Source organism: Rhodoflexus caldus (assembly GCF_021206925.1).
GTDB classification, from domain to species: domain Bacteria; phylum Bacteroidota; class Bacteroidia; order Cytophagales; family Thermoflexibacteraceae; genus Rhodoflexus; species Rhodoflexus caldus.
In genome coordinates this window covers 46,287-63,040 of sequence record NZ_JAJPRF010000008.1, presented here as the reverse complement: position 1 = coordinate 63,040, position 16,754 = coordinate 46,287, and the positions used below count along the sequence as shown (strand labels likewise).

15 protein-coding genes are annotated in these 16,754 nt (G+C 47.3%); 7 read left to right on the top strand and 8 right to left on the bottom strand.

The genetic code is table 11. The annotated features are described in order from the left end of the window. Positions 1-7: 7 nt before the first annotated feature. A complete protein-coding gene (locus tag NDK19_RS10440) occupies positions 8-2,272 on the bottom strand; it encodes an aconitate hydratase (protein WP_250631821.1) in 2,265 nt (754 codons plus the stop codon). 310 nt (positions 2,273-2,582) lie between these two features. Between NDK19_RS10440 and NDK19_RS10435 the strand changes: the two genes are divergently transcribed. The 5 genes from NDK19_RS10435 (at position 2,583) to NDK19_RS10415 (ending at position 8,564) form a co-directional block, all read left to right on the top strand. Then, complete coding sequence (locus NDK19_RS10435) at positions 2,583-5,051, top strand: bifunctional UDP-N-acetylmuramoyl-tripeptide:D-alanyl-D-alanine ligase/alanine racemase (RefSeq protein ID WP_250631820.1); 2,469 nt, start codon at positions 2,583-2,585, stop codon at positions 5,049-5,051. A 46-nt stretch (positions 5,052-5,097) separates the two neighbouring features. After that, positions 5,098-6,333 carry a M16 family metallopeptidase gene (locus tag NDK19_RS10430; RefSeq protein ID WP_250631819.1) on the top strand — a complete coding sequence of 412 codons (1,236 nt, stop codon included), beginning with the start codon at positions 5,098-5,100 and terminating at the stop codon, positions 6,331-6,333. Positions 6,334-6,576: 243 nt separating this feature from the next. Next, positions 6,577-7,251, top strand: a complete 675-nt coding sequence (locus NDK19_RS10425) for a MotA/TolQ/ExbB proton channel family protein (protein ID WP_250631818.1) — start codon at positions 6,577-6,579, stop codon at positions 7,249-7,251. Between the two features lie 51 nt (positions 7,252-7,302). Continuing rightward, on the top strand, positions 7,303-7,707 hold the full coding sequence (locus tag NDK19_RS10420) for an ExbD/TolR family protein (RefSeq protein ID WP_250631817.1): 405 nt from the start codon (positions 7,303-7,305) through the stop codon (positions 7,705-7,707). A gap of 2 nt (positions 7,708-7,709) precedes the next feature. Beyond that, complete coding sequence (locus NDK19_RS10415) at positions 7,710-8,564, top strand: hypothetical protein (RefSeq protein WP_250631816.1); 855 nt, start codon at positions 7,710-7,712, stop codon at positions 8,562-8,564. Between the two features lie 80 nt (positions 8,565-8,644). Here NDK19_RS10415 and NDK19_RS10410 read toward each other — a convergent pair whose 3' ends face one another. The 7 genes from NDK19_RS10410 to NDK19_RS10380 form a co-directional block, all read right to left on the bottom strand. After that, positions 8,645-9,043, bottom strand: a complete 399-nt coding sequence (locus tag NDK19_RS10410) for a hypothetical protein (RefSeq protein ID WP_250631815.1) — start codon at positions 9,041-9,043, stop codon at positions 8,645-8,647. Between the two features lie 60 nt (positions 9,044-9,103). Then, positions 9,104-9,850, bottom strand: a complete 747-nt coding sequence (locus NDK19_RS10405; RefSeq protein WP_250631814.1) for an ABC transporter ATP-binding protein — start codon at positions 9,848-9,850, stop codon at positions 9,104-9,106. Between the two features lie 11 nt (positions 9,851-9,861). Beyond that, positions 9,862-10,608: an MlaE family ABC transporter permease gene (locus tag NDK19_RS10400; RefSeq protein ID WP_250631813.1), complete on the bottom strand. Its 747-nt coding sequence runs from the start codon at positions 10,606-10,608 to the stop codon at positions 9,862-9,864. Next, the gene (locus NDK19_RS10395) at positions 10,595-10,945 is read right to left on the bottom strand and encodes a 4Fe-4S dicluster domain-containing protein (RefSeq protein WP_250631812.1); all 351 of its coding nucleotides are present in this window, start codon (positions 10,943-10,945) and stop codon (positions 10,595-10,597) included. Before NDK19_RS10395 ends, NDK19_RS10400 begins: the two co-directional genes overlap by 14 nt. A 73-nt stretch (positions 10,946-11,018) precedes the next feature. Continuing rightward, positions 11,019-11,765 (bottom strand): thioredoxin fold domain-containing protein, encoded by a 747-nt coding sequence (locus NDK19_RS10390; protein WP_250631811.1) that lies wholly within the window; start codon positions 11,763-11,765, stop codon positions 11,019-11,021. A gap of 87 nt (positions 11,766-11,852) precedes the next feature. Beyond that, positions 11,853-13,085: a glycosyltransferase gene (locus NDK19_RS10385; RefSeq protein WP_250631810.1), complete on the bottom strand. Its 1,233-nt coding sequence runs from the start codon at positions 13,083-13,085 to the stop codon at positions 11,853-11,855. Positions 13,086-13,096: 11 nt separating this feature from the next. Beyond that, positions 13,097-13,876, bottom strand: a complete 780-nt coding sequence (locus NDK19_RS10380; RefSeq protein ID WP_250631809.1) for a 2OG-Fe(II) oxygenase — start codon at positions 13,874-13,876, stop codon at positions 13,097-13,099. Positions 13,877-14,028: 152 nt separating this feature from the next. Between NDK19_RS10380 and NDK19_RS10375 the strand changes: the two genes are divergently transcribed. Continuing rightward, a complete protein-coding gene (locus tag NDK19_RS10375; RefSeq protein WP_250631808.1) occupies positions 14,029-14,175 on the top strand; it encodes a hypothetical protein in 147 nt (48 codons plus the stop codon). Positions 14,176-14,477: 302 nt separating this feature from the next. Then, complete coding sequence (purL, locus tag NDK19_RS10370) at positions 14,478-16,727, top strand: phosphoribosylformylglycinamidine synthase subunit PurL (protein WP_250631807.1); 2,250 nt, start codon at positions 14,478-14,480, stop codon at positions 16,725-16,727. The last annotated feature ends 27 nt before the right edge of the window (positions 16,728-16,754 follow it).

Genomic DNA, 16,754 nt, shown 5'->3' with positions numbered 1-16,754 from the left:
GTATTCCTTACTTACCTTTGGCTGCAATCAGGTTGAGCGCAGAACCCGCTTTAAACCAGCCGATTTGCTGCTCGTTGTAAGTATGCTTCACGGGGAACTCCTCCACAGAACCGTCTGCATGAGTCAGGCGGATAGTTAGGTTTTTACCCGGGGTAAACTCCGTCAAACCGATTACATCAATGGTATCATCTTCCTGAATTTTGTCGTAATCTTCTTTATTGACAAAAGTCAGCGCGAGCATACCTTGTTTTTTCAGGTTGGTTTCGTGGATACGGGCAAAAGATTTTACCAGAATCACGCGAACGCCCAAATGACGCGGCTCCATGGCGGCGTGCTCACGGCTCGAGCCTTCGCCGTAGTTTTCGTCGCCTACAACGATTGAACCTATGCCTGCTGCTTTGTAGGCGCGTTGTACGGCAGGAACTTCGCCATATTGGCCTGTGAGTTGGTTTTTCACGCTGTTAGTAGCACCATTGAAGGCATTCGTAGCGCCAATCAGCAGGTTGTTAGAAATATTGTCTAAGTGGCCGCGATACTTCAACCAAGGGCCAGCCATGGAAATATGGTCGGTAGTACACTTACCTTTTGCCTTGATGAGGAGTTTCAAACCTTTCAAGTCTGTTCCTTCCCATGGTTTGAAAGGTTCCAGAATCTGCAAGCGGTCAGAAGTCGGGCTTACAATTACCTGTACCTTGCTGCCGTCTTCCGCCGGAGCTTGGTAGCCGGCATCTTCCACTGCATAGCCTTTCGGAGGCGCAGTGAGGCCTTGCGGTTCATCCAGCATTACTTCCTGTCCGTCTTCGTTGATGAGTTTGTCTTTCATTGGGTTGAAAGTCAAATCTCCGGCAATGGCAAATGCCGTAACAATTTCAGGTGAAGCTACGAAAGCGTGAGTAGAAGAAAGGCCATCGTTGCGCTTGGCAAAGTTGCGGTTGAACGAAGTAATGATGGAGTTCGGCTTGTTGGGGTCATTTACGTGGCGCGACCACTGACCAATGCAAGGGCCGCAGGCATTTGCCAGCACTACCCCACCGATTTGGTCAAAAACACCCAAAATACCGTCGCGTTCTGCGGTGTAGCGCACCTGCTCAGAACCCGGGGTAATTGTAAACTCTGCTTTGGCTTTCAGCTTTTTATCTACTGCTTGCTTGGCCAAGGAAGCGGCACGGGTCAAATCTTCGTAGGAAGAGTTGGTACAAGAACCAATCAAACCTACCTCTAACTTGGCAGGATAACCTTTTTCGCGAACTGCATCCGCAAATTTGGAGAGCGGCCATGCCAAATCGGGTGTGTAAGGGCCGTTGATGTGCGGCTCCAGCTCGTCCAGATTGATTTCAATCAGTTGGTCAAAATATTTTTCAGGGTTAGCATAAACATCGTCATCGGAGCGCAGGTGAGCCTTGTGTTGCTCGGCAAGCTCTGCCACATCCTGACGGCCTGTTGCTACCAGATAATCGTACATATGGCGGTCATAACCGAAAATAGAGGTTGTGGCACCGATTTCTGCACCCATATTGCAGATGGTTCCTTTGCCTGTGGCAGAAATATTATCCGCACCTTCGCCGAAATATTCTACAATAGCATCCGTACCGCCCGATACGGTGAGAATACCTGCCACTTTCAAGATAACATCTTTGGCAGAAGTCCAACCGCTCATTTTGCCGGTGAGTTTCACGCCAATCAGTTTTGGCATTTTTAACTCCCAAGCCATGCCGGCCATCACGTCCACCGCATCGGCACCACCAACACCAATGGCAACCATGCCCAAACCGCCTGCATTAGGCGTGTGGCTGTCGGTGCCAATCATCATGCCACCGGGGAAGGCATAGTTTTCCAGCACTACTTGGTGGATGATACCTGCACCGGGCTTCCAAAAGCCGATGCCGTATTTATTCGATACAGAACTTAAAAACTCATAAACCTCTTTGTTGGTTTCGTTGGCTACTTTGAGGTCTTCCTTAGCACCTGTTTTTGCCAGAATGAGGTGGTCGCAGTGTACGGTAGAAGGCACGGCCACCTTCGGAATACCCGCAGACATGAATTGCAACAAGGCCATTTGTGCCGTTGCGTCCTGCATGGCTACTCGGTCTGGTGCAAAATCAACATAAGTTTTGCCACGCTCAAAGGCCGCCAACGGCTGGTCTTTGTATAAATGAGAATACAATATTTTCTCACTCAGCGTCAGAGGTCTTCCCAGCACCTTTCTTGCCGCTTCTATACGCTCGCCCATGCGTGCGTAAACGGCCTTAATCATTTCTATATCGAATGCCATTCTCTTGAAAAAGTTATGGATTTATTAAACTAATTGTTGCTTACAAAGATAGTGCAGTAGTGCTAAACAAGTAAAACGCACGGCTAACATTTATCAGAGAAATATTAGCAGGCCGCCTCTGCGGACGGCAACAAAAAAACAGTCGCGCTAAATATTAGTGCGACTGTTCCAGCGTTGTTTAAATTTACCCCTTATTAATTATCTTAATGCCACTTGGCGTTAATCCAATTAATAGATATTGCAAAGGTATATTCTCTTTCTTTGCGTGTAAATCCTGAGAATTACTCAACTTATCTAAGTAGAATTACCTATGCATCTAACTTTTGATAATGCGAAAGACTTTTACAGGGTGGCCGAAGGGCGACAACTTCAAATAGACAGCCGCTCTATTACGCCTCAAAATGCCGATGAAAGCATATTCATAGCACTTTCAGGTAAGCACACGGACGGCCATCAGTTTCTGGCTGATGTACACGCCAAGGGCGTTCGCTTTTTCATCGTTCGTTGGGTACCCGAAGGGTTAGACGGGCATTTTTTTGTGGCAGATAACCCGCTGATTGCCTTGCAGGAACTCTGTGCCTTGCACAGACAGCGCTTTCACTATCCGGTTGTAGGGATTACAGGCAGTAACGGTAAAACCATTCTAAAAGAGTGGTTGGCAGAGTTACTGGCAGAAAAATTTAACATTATTAAAAGTCCCAAAAGTTATAATTCGCAATTAGGCGTACCGCTGTCAGTTTGGCAGATGAGCGACCGACACAATCTGGCAATTTTTGAGGCCGGTATTTCCACCCGCGACAGTATGAAACCTCTGGCACAGGTAATTCGTCCTACTATCGGGATTTTTACCAATATCGGTACAGCCCATGATGAAGGATTCAGCAGCAGGAGCGAAAAAATCAGAGAAAAGCTGCAATTATTCAACCAATCGGAAGTAATAATTTTCAATAGCGCACAGCAGGAACTACGCGATGAAATTCTCAACTGGCATTTTTCTCACCCGAACTGCCAACTTATCAGTTGGGGCACCAATGAAAACGATGTCGTTAAAATCAAAATCATAGAAAAAAATACCCGAAAAACGGTACTGGATATCTATTTCAACGCATCACCTAAGCGCTTACAATTGCCGTTTGCCGACTCTGCCTCACTGGAAAATGCTCTGCACTGCATAATTGCCATGTGGCATTTGACCAAAGATGCAGATTATATAGACAAATCACTGTCAAAAATATTAAACTCGCACATGCAACCCGCCATGCGTTTGGTGCGCAAAAAGGGTATCAATCGCTGCACATTGATTGACGACAGCTACAACAACGATTTGGCAGGTCTGCGCGTAGCGCTGGAATTTCTGGCACTCCATGCAGTGCCCAATCGCCCCCGTACCCTGATTCTGTCCGATATGCTGCAAAGCGGACTTTCGCACGAAGCTATTTGCCGCGAAGTAGAGGCGCTCATCGGTCGTTTTGATGTCAGCCGACTGTTGCTCGTGGGACAGGAATGGGCAAACCTGCAAGTTCCACCTGATTTGTTTGTACAAAATTTTGCCGATACGGCTTCACTGCTGGCAGCCATTGACCGCGCCGAGCTTACTTTCATAGAAGAAAATATTCTGATTAAAGGTGCAAGAAGTTTTGGTTTTGAGCAAATTGTTGCTCGTTTGGAAGAAAAAATACACGGCACGCGTTTAGAAATTAATCTGGATGCGGTTGGACACAACTTGGGCTATTACAAAAGTTTGTTGAAACCCGGCGTAAAAATAATGGCAATGGTTAAGGCTTTTGCCTACGGCAGCGGCAGCCACGAAATTGCCCAATATCTGCAACAGAAAGGCTGTGATTATTTGGCGGTTGCCTATGCCGATGAGGGCATTACCCTGCGGCAACAAGGCGTTTCGCTGCCTGTGATGGTAATGAACCCCTCGGCAGACAGTTTCGCTCTTTTGCACAGCTACCGACTCGAGCCCGAAATTTACGGCTTCCGCATCCTGCAAGAGTGGCTGCGATTCAACGCTGCGGCCGAATCTTCCCCGCCTATTCACCTGAAAATAGATACAGGTATGCATCGTTTGGGTTTTTTACCCAATGAAATCGGCAGACTTTGTGAAATAATTAGACAACACAAGGACATCCTATCTATCAGCGGCATTTTTACACATCTGGCAGGTGCCGATGAGGAGCGATTGGCAACGTTCTCGCAACAACAACTGCACTTGTTTGAATCGGCGGCGGCACAGGTAGAACACGCCTATGGGAAAACCATGCTGAAATATGCCCTCAATTCGGCCGGTATTGTGCGCTTCCCCGATGCACAGTACGACATGGTTCGGTTGGGTATCGGCCTGTACGGCATTGAAGCCAACGGTATTCAACAATCTCACTTACAGGCAGTTGCTACGTTAAAAACTACCATTTCGCAAATCAAAAATCTGCAACCGGGCGATACGGTCGGTTATGGCAGGCATGGGCAAATCACACGCCCCTCGCGCATTGCAACGCTGGCTATTGGCTATGCGGACGGCTATCGGCGCATGTTGGGCAATGGCAAAGGCCACTTCTGGATTCACGGCAAACAAGCCCCCACAGTCGGGCGCATTTGTATGGACATGTGCATGGCAGACATTACACACATCCCCGAAGCACAGGAGGGCGACGAAGCATTGGTATTTTACGATGCGGAAACACTGCAACAACTTGCTAATCAGTTAGATACAATCCCTTATGAAGTACTGACGGGTATCGGCGAGCGCGTGAAGCGGATTTATTTTTCGGCATAGGCACATTGGCCATTTTACCCGATAATCGCGTACCTTTGCAAGTCCTATGAAAGATTACGAACTCTACGAGTTTCCTTCAGGTTTGCGTTTGGTACACAAGCGCGTAACACACACCAAAATTGCTCATTGCGGCATTATTCTGGATGTCGGCAGCCGCGATGAACGCCCCCACGAGCAGGGAATTGCCCATTTTTGGGAACACATGGCGTTTAAAGGCACGGAAAAACGCAAAACGTACCATATACTGAGCCGTCTGGAAGACGTAGGCGGCGAACTCAATGCCTATACCACCAAAGAAAAGGTATGCTTTCACGCTTCGGTGATGGAGCAACATTTTGAAAAGGCACTGGAACTACTGGCAGACATTGCTTTCCATTCCACTTTTCCCGAAAAAGAGATTGAAAAAGAGAAAACGGTGATTTTGGAGGAAATGGCGATGTACGAAGATGACCCCGCCGATGCCATCTACGATGCGTTTGATGAAATCCTTTTCCCCGGGCATCCGTTGGGCTGGAATATCGTGGGAACAACGGCAAGCGTGGGCAGCTTCACACGGCAGCATTTTTTGGAGTTCGTGCGCGGTAATATGCAAAATAACCGCATTGTAATATCTGTTACGGGAAATATTCCCTTTGAAAAAGCCAAATATTTGGCAGAGAAATATCTGAGCGACTTGCCGCAGTTCAATGCTTCGCTCAATCGGCAAAAACCGCAGCATTACATCCCCCAAAGCCTTGTACAACACCGCCCTATTCATCAGGCACATTGCCTCATTGGCGGACATGCATACAGCCTGTACGATGAAAAACGCATCCCGTTTTTTATGCTCAACAACCTGCTGGGCGGGCCGGGCATGAATTCGCGCCTCAATATGAGCCTGCGCGAAAAACACGGATTGGTTTACAGCGTGGACTCGGGCTATAATATCTACTTAGATGCCGGAACATTCAGCATTTACTTTGCCACCGACCCCAATACGCTCAACAAGTGCAAGGGTTTGGTAATGAAAGAGTTGCAGAAACTGCGCGAACAACCGCTTGGCACTTTGCAATTGCAGCGCAGCAAACAGCAACTGATGGGACAGCTTGCCATGGCAGAGGAAAGCAACCACGGAATGATGCTGATGATGGGCAAAAGCATATTAGACCTCGGGCGTGTGGAAAGCCTGAACGAAATTTTCGGGCGAATTGAGCGTATTAAAGCAACCGACTTGCAGGAAATTGCCTGTGAGGTTTTTGCAGAAGAACGCCTCAGCGAACTTGTTTTCATGCCTGAAAAATAATTGGCACGATAATTTATTATTTTACCGTTGTTTACTTGTGCTTTTCCGATAATGAAAGCTGTGCAAACACAGCAACAGCATCGGATTTGCAGCAGGCATGTGTAAGCACGGCACGCTGCTAAATGCCTGCCATAACAAAATTGGCAGTGAAAACTTGCTGCCAACCGCGTAAAATTCAAAAAAACTTATCTTACTTAGCGGCAAACAACCCATTACCCCAATTTTAAACCCAACGATTCAACTATGCTACTCTTGCAGGCAGATACTTTAGCCAACGGCGGCTACGACGTTCAGGATGAGATTTCACTAATTAGCCTTTTAATGAAAGGCGGACTCATTATGATTCCGCTGGCACTGCTTGGCGCCGCCGCTATCTTTATTTTTATTGAACGCTATCTGAATATCACACGGGCTTCTCAAAACCCCGAAGAACTGTTTGAAAAAGTCAAAAAAGCAGTGCTGGAAGGCAATGTGCAAAAAGCCCGCGCCATTTGTGCAAAGGAAGACAACCCCATTTCGCGAATGTTAGACCGCGGTATCGGCAAACTTGGTTTTGATATGAAGAGCATAGAAGCTACCGTAGAAAACGCTGCCAAATTGGAAATTTACCGATTGGAAAAAAATTTAGGCATTTTGGCGACTATCTCAGGAGCTGCCCCCATGATTGGCTTCTTCGGCACAGTAACCGGTATGATTTCGGCTTTTATCGCCATTGCGCAACAGGAAGGCTCCGTAAGCCCAAAACTGCTTTCCTCCGGCATCTACGAGGCTATGATTACAACCGCAGTGGGCTTGTTTGTAGGCATTATTGCCTATGTAGGCTATAACTACTTGGTAACGCAAATTCAGAAGGTAATCTACAACATGGAGCTTACCACCATCGAGTTCATGGAATTGCTGGAACGCCCTCATGCCTAATCAGGGTTGATACAATTAATTGACAGCTTGTTACATTTATCCTGAAAACTTATGGCACTTGGTTCAAAAAATAAAATCAGTCCCGACTTCAACATGTCGTCTATGACGGACATGGTTTTTCTGCTGCTCATCTTCTTTTTGCTGACCTCCAACTTTGTTACACCCTCAGGGCTTAACATCAACCTGCCTACCAGCAAAGCGGGCGGCAAGGTGATTCCTAAAATCAGTGTCAGTGTAAAAAAAGGCAGAGGAGGAGAAATGATGTATTTTGTCAATGAGATAGGCGTTAATTACAACCGTTTGGAACGCGAACTGCGCGCACAACTGCGCGACCGCGAAGACGGGGTGGTTGTTTTGCAAATAGATAAAGACGTTCCCGTACAGTACTTAGTGGATGTAGCGGGTATAGCTGCCAAACTAAAAGCAAAGGTCTCCATTGCTACCAAACCCGATTAGCCATGAACAGCCTACAACGCGAAGCCAAAGACCGCCGGATAGCAGGCATTCTCACCCTGATAATCTATGCTATCCTGTTGGCTATTTTCATTTTTACAGTCGTATGGACACGTCCTGACCCGCCTCCGTTTGTTCCAACCTTGGAGATTGAGGGAGGGGTTAATTTTGGCAAAGACAACGCAGGCAGCGGTAAAGTTCAAAGCCAGTCAAAAGCTAACAACAACAAAAACTTAGAAGATGCACGCCCTTCGGTTACTCGCCCTGCTGCAACCAACGAGACTAAACCCGTTACGCAGTCGGTTGAGCGCACGCCCGAAAGAGTGGAGCAACCTACGGCACGGCCTGTAACTACCGAAGACCGCAACAGTCCAGATGTACGCGAGGAAAAAAAAACCTCTACGCAGCCCGTAACTACCCGCCCTTCGGAGCAACCGCAAAAATCGGAGCAACCGAGCAACACAGACAGCGGCAAGGGTACAGGCGATAAAAACACGGCCAATAATAACGGCAATGTATCGGGGGCAACAGGCGACCAAGGAAAACCGGACGGCAGCCTCAATAACGATGCGCTGTTAGGAAGCGGCGGCGGCACCTCATTAGACCTCGCCGGCTGGACGTGGGATACTAAACCCGTGGTCAATGACCGCACTGGAGAAACGGGAAGGTTGGAGTTTGAAATCCGCGTGGACAGAAACGGAGAAGTAGTCGGCGTTCGGCTGCTCTACCGCTCGGTAAGCCCTTCAATCGCACGGTTGTATGAGGAAGCCTTGAAAGAAGTATCTTTCCGCCCTACGTCGGGAGGAAGCAGACCCTCCATTACAGTGGGCAAAGTTGTATTCAATATCACCGCGCGCTGAAATCAACTCGTCAATCAACTCAAAGAGTCATTCTGAAAAATCACAGAATGACTCTTTGAGTATTCAAATTAAGCGATTTGTTAAACGCCCTGTGATAATTGCAACCGCTTGGCGGCCTCTGCAAAACCTTCTTCTACACTTTTTACCACCACATACGGTGCCGGCAAGGGCGTAATGAGCAATACAGCATCCAGAATAAAGCGCACCATCATATTGGGAATGACAAAAACCAAACATTTTTGCACTTCCCCTATCAGTGCCTTGTGTTGTTTGAGCCAGTTTCCTTGCTTAATTCGGAACTCAGACCCTAAGTATTTCACCTTAGTTGCATCAAAAACAAAACTTACAGGCTGTCGCCGTGCATAGATTTTGTACATAGCATCGAGGTACGCGTCAAACTCCTCACGCGTGGGTTCTTTTTCGCTAAAAGTAATCAGTACAATAGGCAGATTGCTTTCATCAATGGTTGCATAAGCCATAGTTAGTGTTCTTGGCGGTATAGCATAAACACTACAAATTTCATGCAAAAACTTACACGATTATTGCTTGAAACGGCGCATCAATTTGTTGGAGAAGATAAACTCGTTCAATTCTTTCACGTCCGAATCAAAGATGGTTTCATTATTGCCCTCCCAGAGTTTTGCCCCGCGATACATGAAAATAATATGCTCGCCTATTTCCATAACAGAGTTCATATCGTGCGAAACAATCACTGTGGTAATGTTATACTCTGTCGTAATTTCATGAATCAGGTTGTCAATCATAATGGAGGTCAGCGGGTCAAGGCCTGAGTTGGGCTCATCGCAAAACAAATACTTGGTTTGCAAGGCAATAGCACGGGCTATGCCTACCCGCTTTTTCATGCCCCCGCTGAGTTCGGAAGGCATTTTTTTATTCACATTTTCAAGCCCCACACGCTTCAGGCAGAAATTGACCCTGTCCATTTTTTCATCCATGGGCATGTTGGAGAGCATGTCCAAAGGGAAACGGACATTTTCTTCTACATTTTTGGAGTCAAACAGCGCCGCACTTTGAAAAAGCATGCCTATTTCCTGCCGCAATGCTTTTTTCTCTTCGCGCGAGCCGTTGTGGAAGTCGCGCCCATCGAACAGCACGCTGCCCGTATCGGGTACTACAAGCCCCACAATATTTTTGAGTAATACGCTTTTGCCCGTACCACTGCCGCCGATAATCATGTTAGTGATACCGGGCTTAAATACGGCACTCACGTCAAACAATACCTGTTTGTCGCCAAATGACTTGTTGATATTTTTAACTTCAATCACTTTACAGCCGATTAAACCAGAAGTTCGGCCAGCAGGTAGTCTGCCAGCAAAAGCGCGATACAACTGTTAGTTACCGCTTTGGTACTCGAAATACCTACTTCCAAAGCGCCTCCTTGCGTATAATAGCCCTGAAAAGCGGAGATGCTTGTAATCAGGAAAGCAAATACAAAGGATTTGATAAGCGCAAAGGTTACGTTGAACTCAATGAAATCGGCACGGATGCCGTAAATATATTCGTCGGGAGTGATTAAGCCGCCCAACGTTCCGGCAACATATCCGCCCAAGATGGCCAAAAAACCCGCCAAAATTACCAGCAAAGGATACATGGTAATTCCTGCAAAAATTTTGGGCAATACCAAGAACGAAGTAGAGTTGATACCCATTACTTCCAGCGCATCAATCTGTTCGGTAATACGCATAGTGCCTAATTGGCCGGCGATATTAGAACCTACCTTGCCGGCAAATACAATAGCGGTAACGGTGGGTGCAAGCTCCAAAATGGTCATATCGCGCACGATAACACCGATGATATAAACCGGAATTAGCGGACTGACCAAGTTGTAAGCGGTTTGCACAGCCGTTACTGCACCTATAAAGGTGGAGGTGATGGCAACAATCGTTAAAGAATCTATACCAATGAGCAGACACTCATCAATATAGAGTTTCCAGTAAATGCGAATCGGTTCGCGGTTGGTGAAAGCACGCCAGAGGAATATTAGGTATTCCCCGAAACTTTTAAAGGGATTAGGCTTCGGCATGGAGCCACGCTTTTTTGGCAAGTAATTCTTCTTCTGTTTCTACTGCATCGGGGTCGGGTACGCAGCAATCTACCGGACAAACGGCCGCACATTGAGGTTCTTCATGGAAACCGACACACTCTGTGCACTTATCGGTAACGATGTAATAGAATTCGTCTGAAAGAGGCGGCTGAGGCTCGTTGCCATCTACCACAACTCCACCTTCCATTTCCACCATTTTCAGTTCGGTTCCGCCTGCCCAAGTCCATTCTACACCGCCTTCGTAAATAGCGGTATTGGGGCACTCAGGCTCACATGCACCACAGTTGATGCACTCATCGGTTATCATTATTGCCATAGCAGGAAGAAAATATTAATTCAATTAATCCTATGCAAAGTTAATACGGGATGCCAAGGTATGCAAATTTGGCCTATTTCATGGCCGCCAGCACCACTACTACTCCTTTGATACCGTACCTGCTTTCCAATACTTCACCGTAGGTAAGGGCAGCACGCTGTGAATTAAAAGGCCCCAGAATCAGATGATATACCGTTTTGCCGTTGATTTCGTTGATATGCACCAGAATATTGCGATGGTGTTTGGCTTGCAATTTCTCCATTTCCTTAAAAATGGCTTCATAATTTTCATATACGCCCAGTTGCAGTCCGTAACCGTCGGAATCTTGCTTTTCTATATGGACGCGATAAAGCCCTTTACCGGTGGGCGTTATATTGGCAGCCATTGGCGGGTCATCGTTGCGGTAGATGTACTCTCCCGTAGGTTCGCCTTTCAGGTTTACGTTGCGTTTGAGCAGTGCCGTTAGTTCTTCGGGCTTCAAATAGCCGTCCATGCGTTCTACTACTTTTCCTTGCGGCGTAAAAACCAGAATCATCGGGTAAAAATACACGTTGTAGAAATTGGCCAGTTTTTTACCTTCCGTTACCAAAGATTCGCCATCTACGCTGTATGCAAGGTAGTTTTTTTCTGCATAACTAATAAAATTTTTGTCATAAAACCCTTCCTTCATGATTTTACGACAAGGCATACACCAGTTGGTATAAAAAAACACAAAATACGGTTTGTTTTGTTTGCGGGCTTCTGCCTGCAAGTCGGTATATGTTCCCTGAAACTGTTGCAGCGGCTGCGAACAAGCCCAGCCGGCTATCAAGAGAAACATCAATAAAAGGAATATGATTTTTTTAGGCTTGTTCATGATACAAGGCGGCTTATAAAAAGCAACAAAATTGACACCAAAACCAACAGATTAGGTGCTTACAGCGGAATAAATATCGGCATATACTTTTTCTGCGATATGAAAACCTCTGTATTCTTGGGCAATACGGCGAATTTTGGCTCGCAAAGCCACTCGGTCGCCTTGCAGCAATCGGTCTATTTCACGCACCGCACGTTCATATGCCTGCAATGACAATTCGGGGAGTACTGCACCAATGCCGTAACGGGCAATGATATCCGCATCATCGCCAATGTTTTGAGGGATGATGACGGGCAACCCCAATGCCCAGTATTCGCCGTCTTTTACGGGCGAGCAGTACCGCTTAGTTGGCACAGGCTTAACGGGTGTAATGCCGAAGTCTGCAAGCCCCATCAAATCGGGCACTTGATTGTGCGGAGCAAACAACGAGGTAATAATACGGCTGTCTAAGTTGCTTTCTTCGGCCATCTGCTCAATTTCTTCCCGCGTGTGTGCCGTAAGTAACAATATGCGGAATTTATCGCCCCAATAGTCATAAGCTACCTTAAAAAGGTCAAAAACTTCTTTTTTCAGATAAATGCCGCCCAGTTTACCTGCATAAACACATACAATTTTATCGGTAAAGCCATATTGTGCAAGTAAATCGGGCTTTTTGACATGGTCTTCGGAAAACTGCGCAAGGTTGGTGCAGTTGGGTCTAACGCAAAAATGAGTAAATTCCGCATTGTATTTCTCTTTTGCGTAGTCTCTCATACCCGCCGTATTGGACAAAACATAGCGCGCCCTTTTAGATTGCAATTTTTCTAACCAGAACAACAGGCGAAAACGCAGGCTGTTGCGCTCCCAATCGTTGTTTTCTACGGAGGCCTCGGCATGTGGTTCGTAGCAATCCATCACCAGCGTAGCGCCGGTCAGCAGCGACAGCAAGTAGGCAGACATGCCGGCAGTTGTACAAAACGTATGCACGTATCTGACATTGTTCCGCAGCATTGTCCACCAAAGCACACCCACGATGCGCATCCAGTTCAAATAGGACTTCCAACCGTAGGAATAGTACGGGAAACTGCAATGTACAATATTCCACTGGCTCAGGTAGTCATTGATATGCCGGCGCTCTTGGGGTGCAATGGCAAAACGCTCCTGCTCAATTGTGAGCAGGAATATTTTGCTGCCTTCGGGCAAGTTTTTATGAATAATTTTCAGATAGGGCAGCGTACAGTTTTGCACCAGCGCATCCTTGTACGACCAAAAAGTAGTTACAAGAATATTTTGGGGTTTTGACATGAACAAAGCGCTTAACCGATTTTGCCTTTGATTCGTTCGCCCAAAGCCTTTATCCCTGACAAGAAATTCTTCACTATGCCTTGCGTACCTTCGGTATTGACGTAAATGGTATTGTGGTCTGCTGCAATTTCTTCTTCGGGGCGTGTGGCTGTGTAGTAATAAGCTGCAATTGACTTCCGACTCAAATGGGGTGGCGTATTCAGCGGCTTGGGATGCCCATGAAATGATATTTCGTTGGTTTCAAAAATCACGCAGCGATTGAATTTGGGTTCTATGTATTCAATCTGTTCTTTTTTGTCCATATCCCACAATTCCAGATAGCCGTTGTACTCCGGCTTCCAGTCCTTGTTCATATACACTAAAATATTCATCCGACGGTGGTAGTGCGTGTCGGGGTGATAGTTGAAATCTACGTGTACATCCAAAAACGCTCCTTTTGTGGACTGATGTAAACCGCCGCCAAATAGCTTGGGGTCGGCTACCAAATCCTCTATGCCTGTGATGTATTCTACGATTTGCAGCAATTTCTTTCCGTTCAACTCGTCAAAAGTTTGTTGCAGCAGGCTTCCCTGCTCAAACTCCGTCATCACAAACTTGTTTTTCTGGTTGATATAGGTCGTATTTCCCCAGCCCTGCTGCGTAACATCGGGGTAATGCTGCAATATCATTTCCGCCGCTTCGGGCTTGAAAAAATCTTCAAAAACAATATAGCGAAAAGGCTTGGCAGACATCCACTGTTCTCTGAGTGTGTTTTTTCTGCTTTCAAGCGATTGATAATCAATTAGTTCCATGATAATCCCTAAAAATAAAGTCTGTTAGTTAATCAACCGCAAACTTAATGCTACGATTTTTTTTCGCGCGGCTGTAACCTTTCGTGTAAGGCCTGCATTATGCTTTCAAAATTAAACAAAACGCACATGGAAACAATCAACCGCACCCCAAAATGGCACGATGGCTACAGTTTTCGCCTGAGCGCAATGAGGAAGTGATGTACATCATTGCCAACAGCCCACGCTGGACGCCGGCCAAACAACGCGGACGACCTGTCAGACAGTGCATGGTGCTACCTTTTGTTTTCCAAATGCAATAAAAAACCAACAAATTCCATAAAAATCTTCTACAAACCACCTGCCCTGAATTTCGGTGCTGCCAATATTTGGCCTTCTGAGGCACACCGATTCGGGGCGGTGGTTTTTTATTGGGGGGGCAGTTTACTTCACCACAAGGCTACAAGAAGACAATATTTTTGTGTGTTTGTGCCCTTGTGGTAAGTATTGGACTTCAATTTGACTAACTGCTTATTTTACAAATCAAGGAATCATCGCCAATAAAAAATCCTGAGTTTTGCCCTACCTTTGCTTTGGCTTTTTGCCCCCTCTTTTTCGCATTTTTATGGAAGCACTCCCAACAGTAGAAACCGCCCGCAAACTGGGCTTGTTACCCGAAGAATTTGAACAGATTTGCCAAATCTTAGGCCGCACTCCCAACTTTACCGAACTGAGTATCTATTCGGTGATGTGGTCGGAACACTGTTCGTACAAAAACTCCATCGTCTGGCTCAAAACGCTGCCCAAAGATTCGCCTAAAATGCTGGCTAAGGCAGGCGAAGAAAACGCGGGCATCGTGGACTTGGGCGACGGGCTGGCGTGCGCCTTCAAAATTGAAAGCCACAACCACCCTTCGGCAGTAGAGCCCTATCAGGGTGCGGCAACGGGCGTGGGCGGCATCAACCGCGATATTTTCACCATGGGAGCGCGTCCGATTGCACAGCTCAACTCCCTGCGCTTCGGCAACCTGAACACCGACCGCACCAAGTGGTTAGTCAAAGGCGTGGTAAAAGGCATCGGCGACTACGGCAATGCCTTCGGCGTGCCTACGGTTGGCGGCGAAGTTTACTTTGACGACTGCTACGAAATCAATCCCTTAGTGAATGCCTTCTCGGCAGGTATCCTGAAAGCCGATAAAATTGCACGGGCTATCTCCTACGGTGCGGGCAACCCCGTATTTATTGTTGGCTCTGCGACGGGCAAAGACGGTATCCACGGCGCAACCTTCGCCTCGGAAGATATCAGCGAAAAATCTACCGAAAAGCTGCCTGCCGTACAGGTTGGCGACCCTTTTCAGGAAAAACTGTTGCTGGAAGCCACTTTGGAAATTATTGAAACAGGCTGCGTAGTCGGCATTCAGGACATGGGTGCGGCGGGCATCATCTGCTCCACCTCAGAAATGAGCGCCAAAGGCAAGCACGGCATGAATGTATGGTTAGACCGTGTACCGACACGTCAGCCCAACATGAAACCCTTTGAAATATTGCTCTCCGAATCGCAGGAGCGCATGCTCGTGGTTGTAGAAAAAGGCAAGGAAGACATCATCCAACGCATTTTTGACAAGTGGGATTTGCATTGCGTACAAATCGGTGAAGTGATTGAAGGAGAGCGCCTGTACTTCTACATGCACGGCGAATTGGTTGCCGATGTGCCTGCCGACAGTTTGGTACTGGGCGGGGGTGCTCCGCAATACCACCGAGAATACCGCGAACCTGCCTACTACCAAGAGTACAAAAAATTTGACATTAACAGTGTGCCCGATATTACAGCCGAACAAATCGGCGAAGTCGGCAGATTCTTGATTGCACACCCGAACATCTGCTCGCGCCGCTGGATTTATCAGCAATACGACAGCATGGTAGGCACGGCAAACGTCAATAGCGTTACACCTTCCGATGCGGCAGTCGTAAACGTAAAAGGCACGGATAAAAATATCGTCATCACGGTTGATTGCAACGGTCGCTATGTAAAGGCTGACCCCGAAATCGGCTGTGCAATTGCCGTATCGGAAGCTGCCCGCAACGTGGTTTGCAGCGGAGGCGAACCTGTAGCCATTACCAACAACCTCAACTTTGGCAATCCTTACGTGCCGGAAGTCTATTGGCAGTTTGTCGGCAGCATCAAGGGCATGAAAAAAGCCTGCGAACGCTTCGGAACCCCCGTAACAGGCGGCAACGTCAGCTTCTATAACCAAAGCACGCCCAAATCGGGCGATGGCGGCGTAAATTATGCCGTCTTCCCTACCCCAACCATTGGTATGCTGGGCATTTTGGAAGGCTGGCAAAACCGCATGACGTTGCATTTTAAGCAAGCAGGCGACCTGATTTACCTCATTGGAGAAGCTAAAAACGACATTGCAAGCTCCGAATACCTCTATTCATTCCGCGGCGTGAAAGCCTCCCCTGCCCCTGCTTTTGATTTGGAAACCGAATACCACCTGCAACAGGCTGTGGCGGCGGTTATCAAGGCCAAATTGGTGCAGTCGGCACACGACGTTTCCGACGGCGGCTTATGGACGGCACTCACCGAATCGGCGCTGCACGGCAAGTTAGGCTACGACATACAAGTGCCCGTAAACAGTGGCATTCGCTTAGATGCCTACCTGTTCGGCGAAAGTCAGAGCCGCGTAGTAGTGAGCGTCAGCCCCGACAAAGCAGCCGCATTTGAGGCCTTACTGGTACAACACAACACACCGTTTACACAATTAGGCAGCGTCCGCACTGACGGTAAACTGAACGTGAACGGCGCCACCGTACTTACCGTAGGCGAAGCCCGCGAACTGTACGAAGGCACGCTGCCAAAATATTTGAACTGATACTGATTGCTATGTGTAGGGACACAG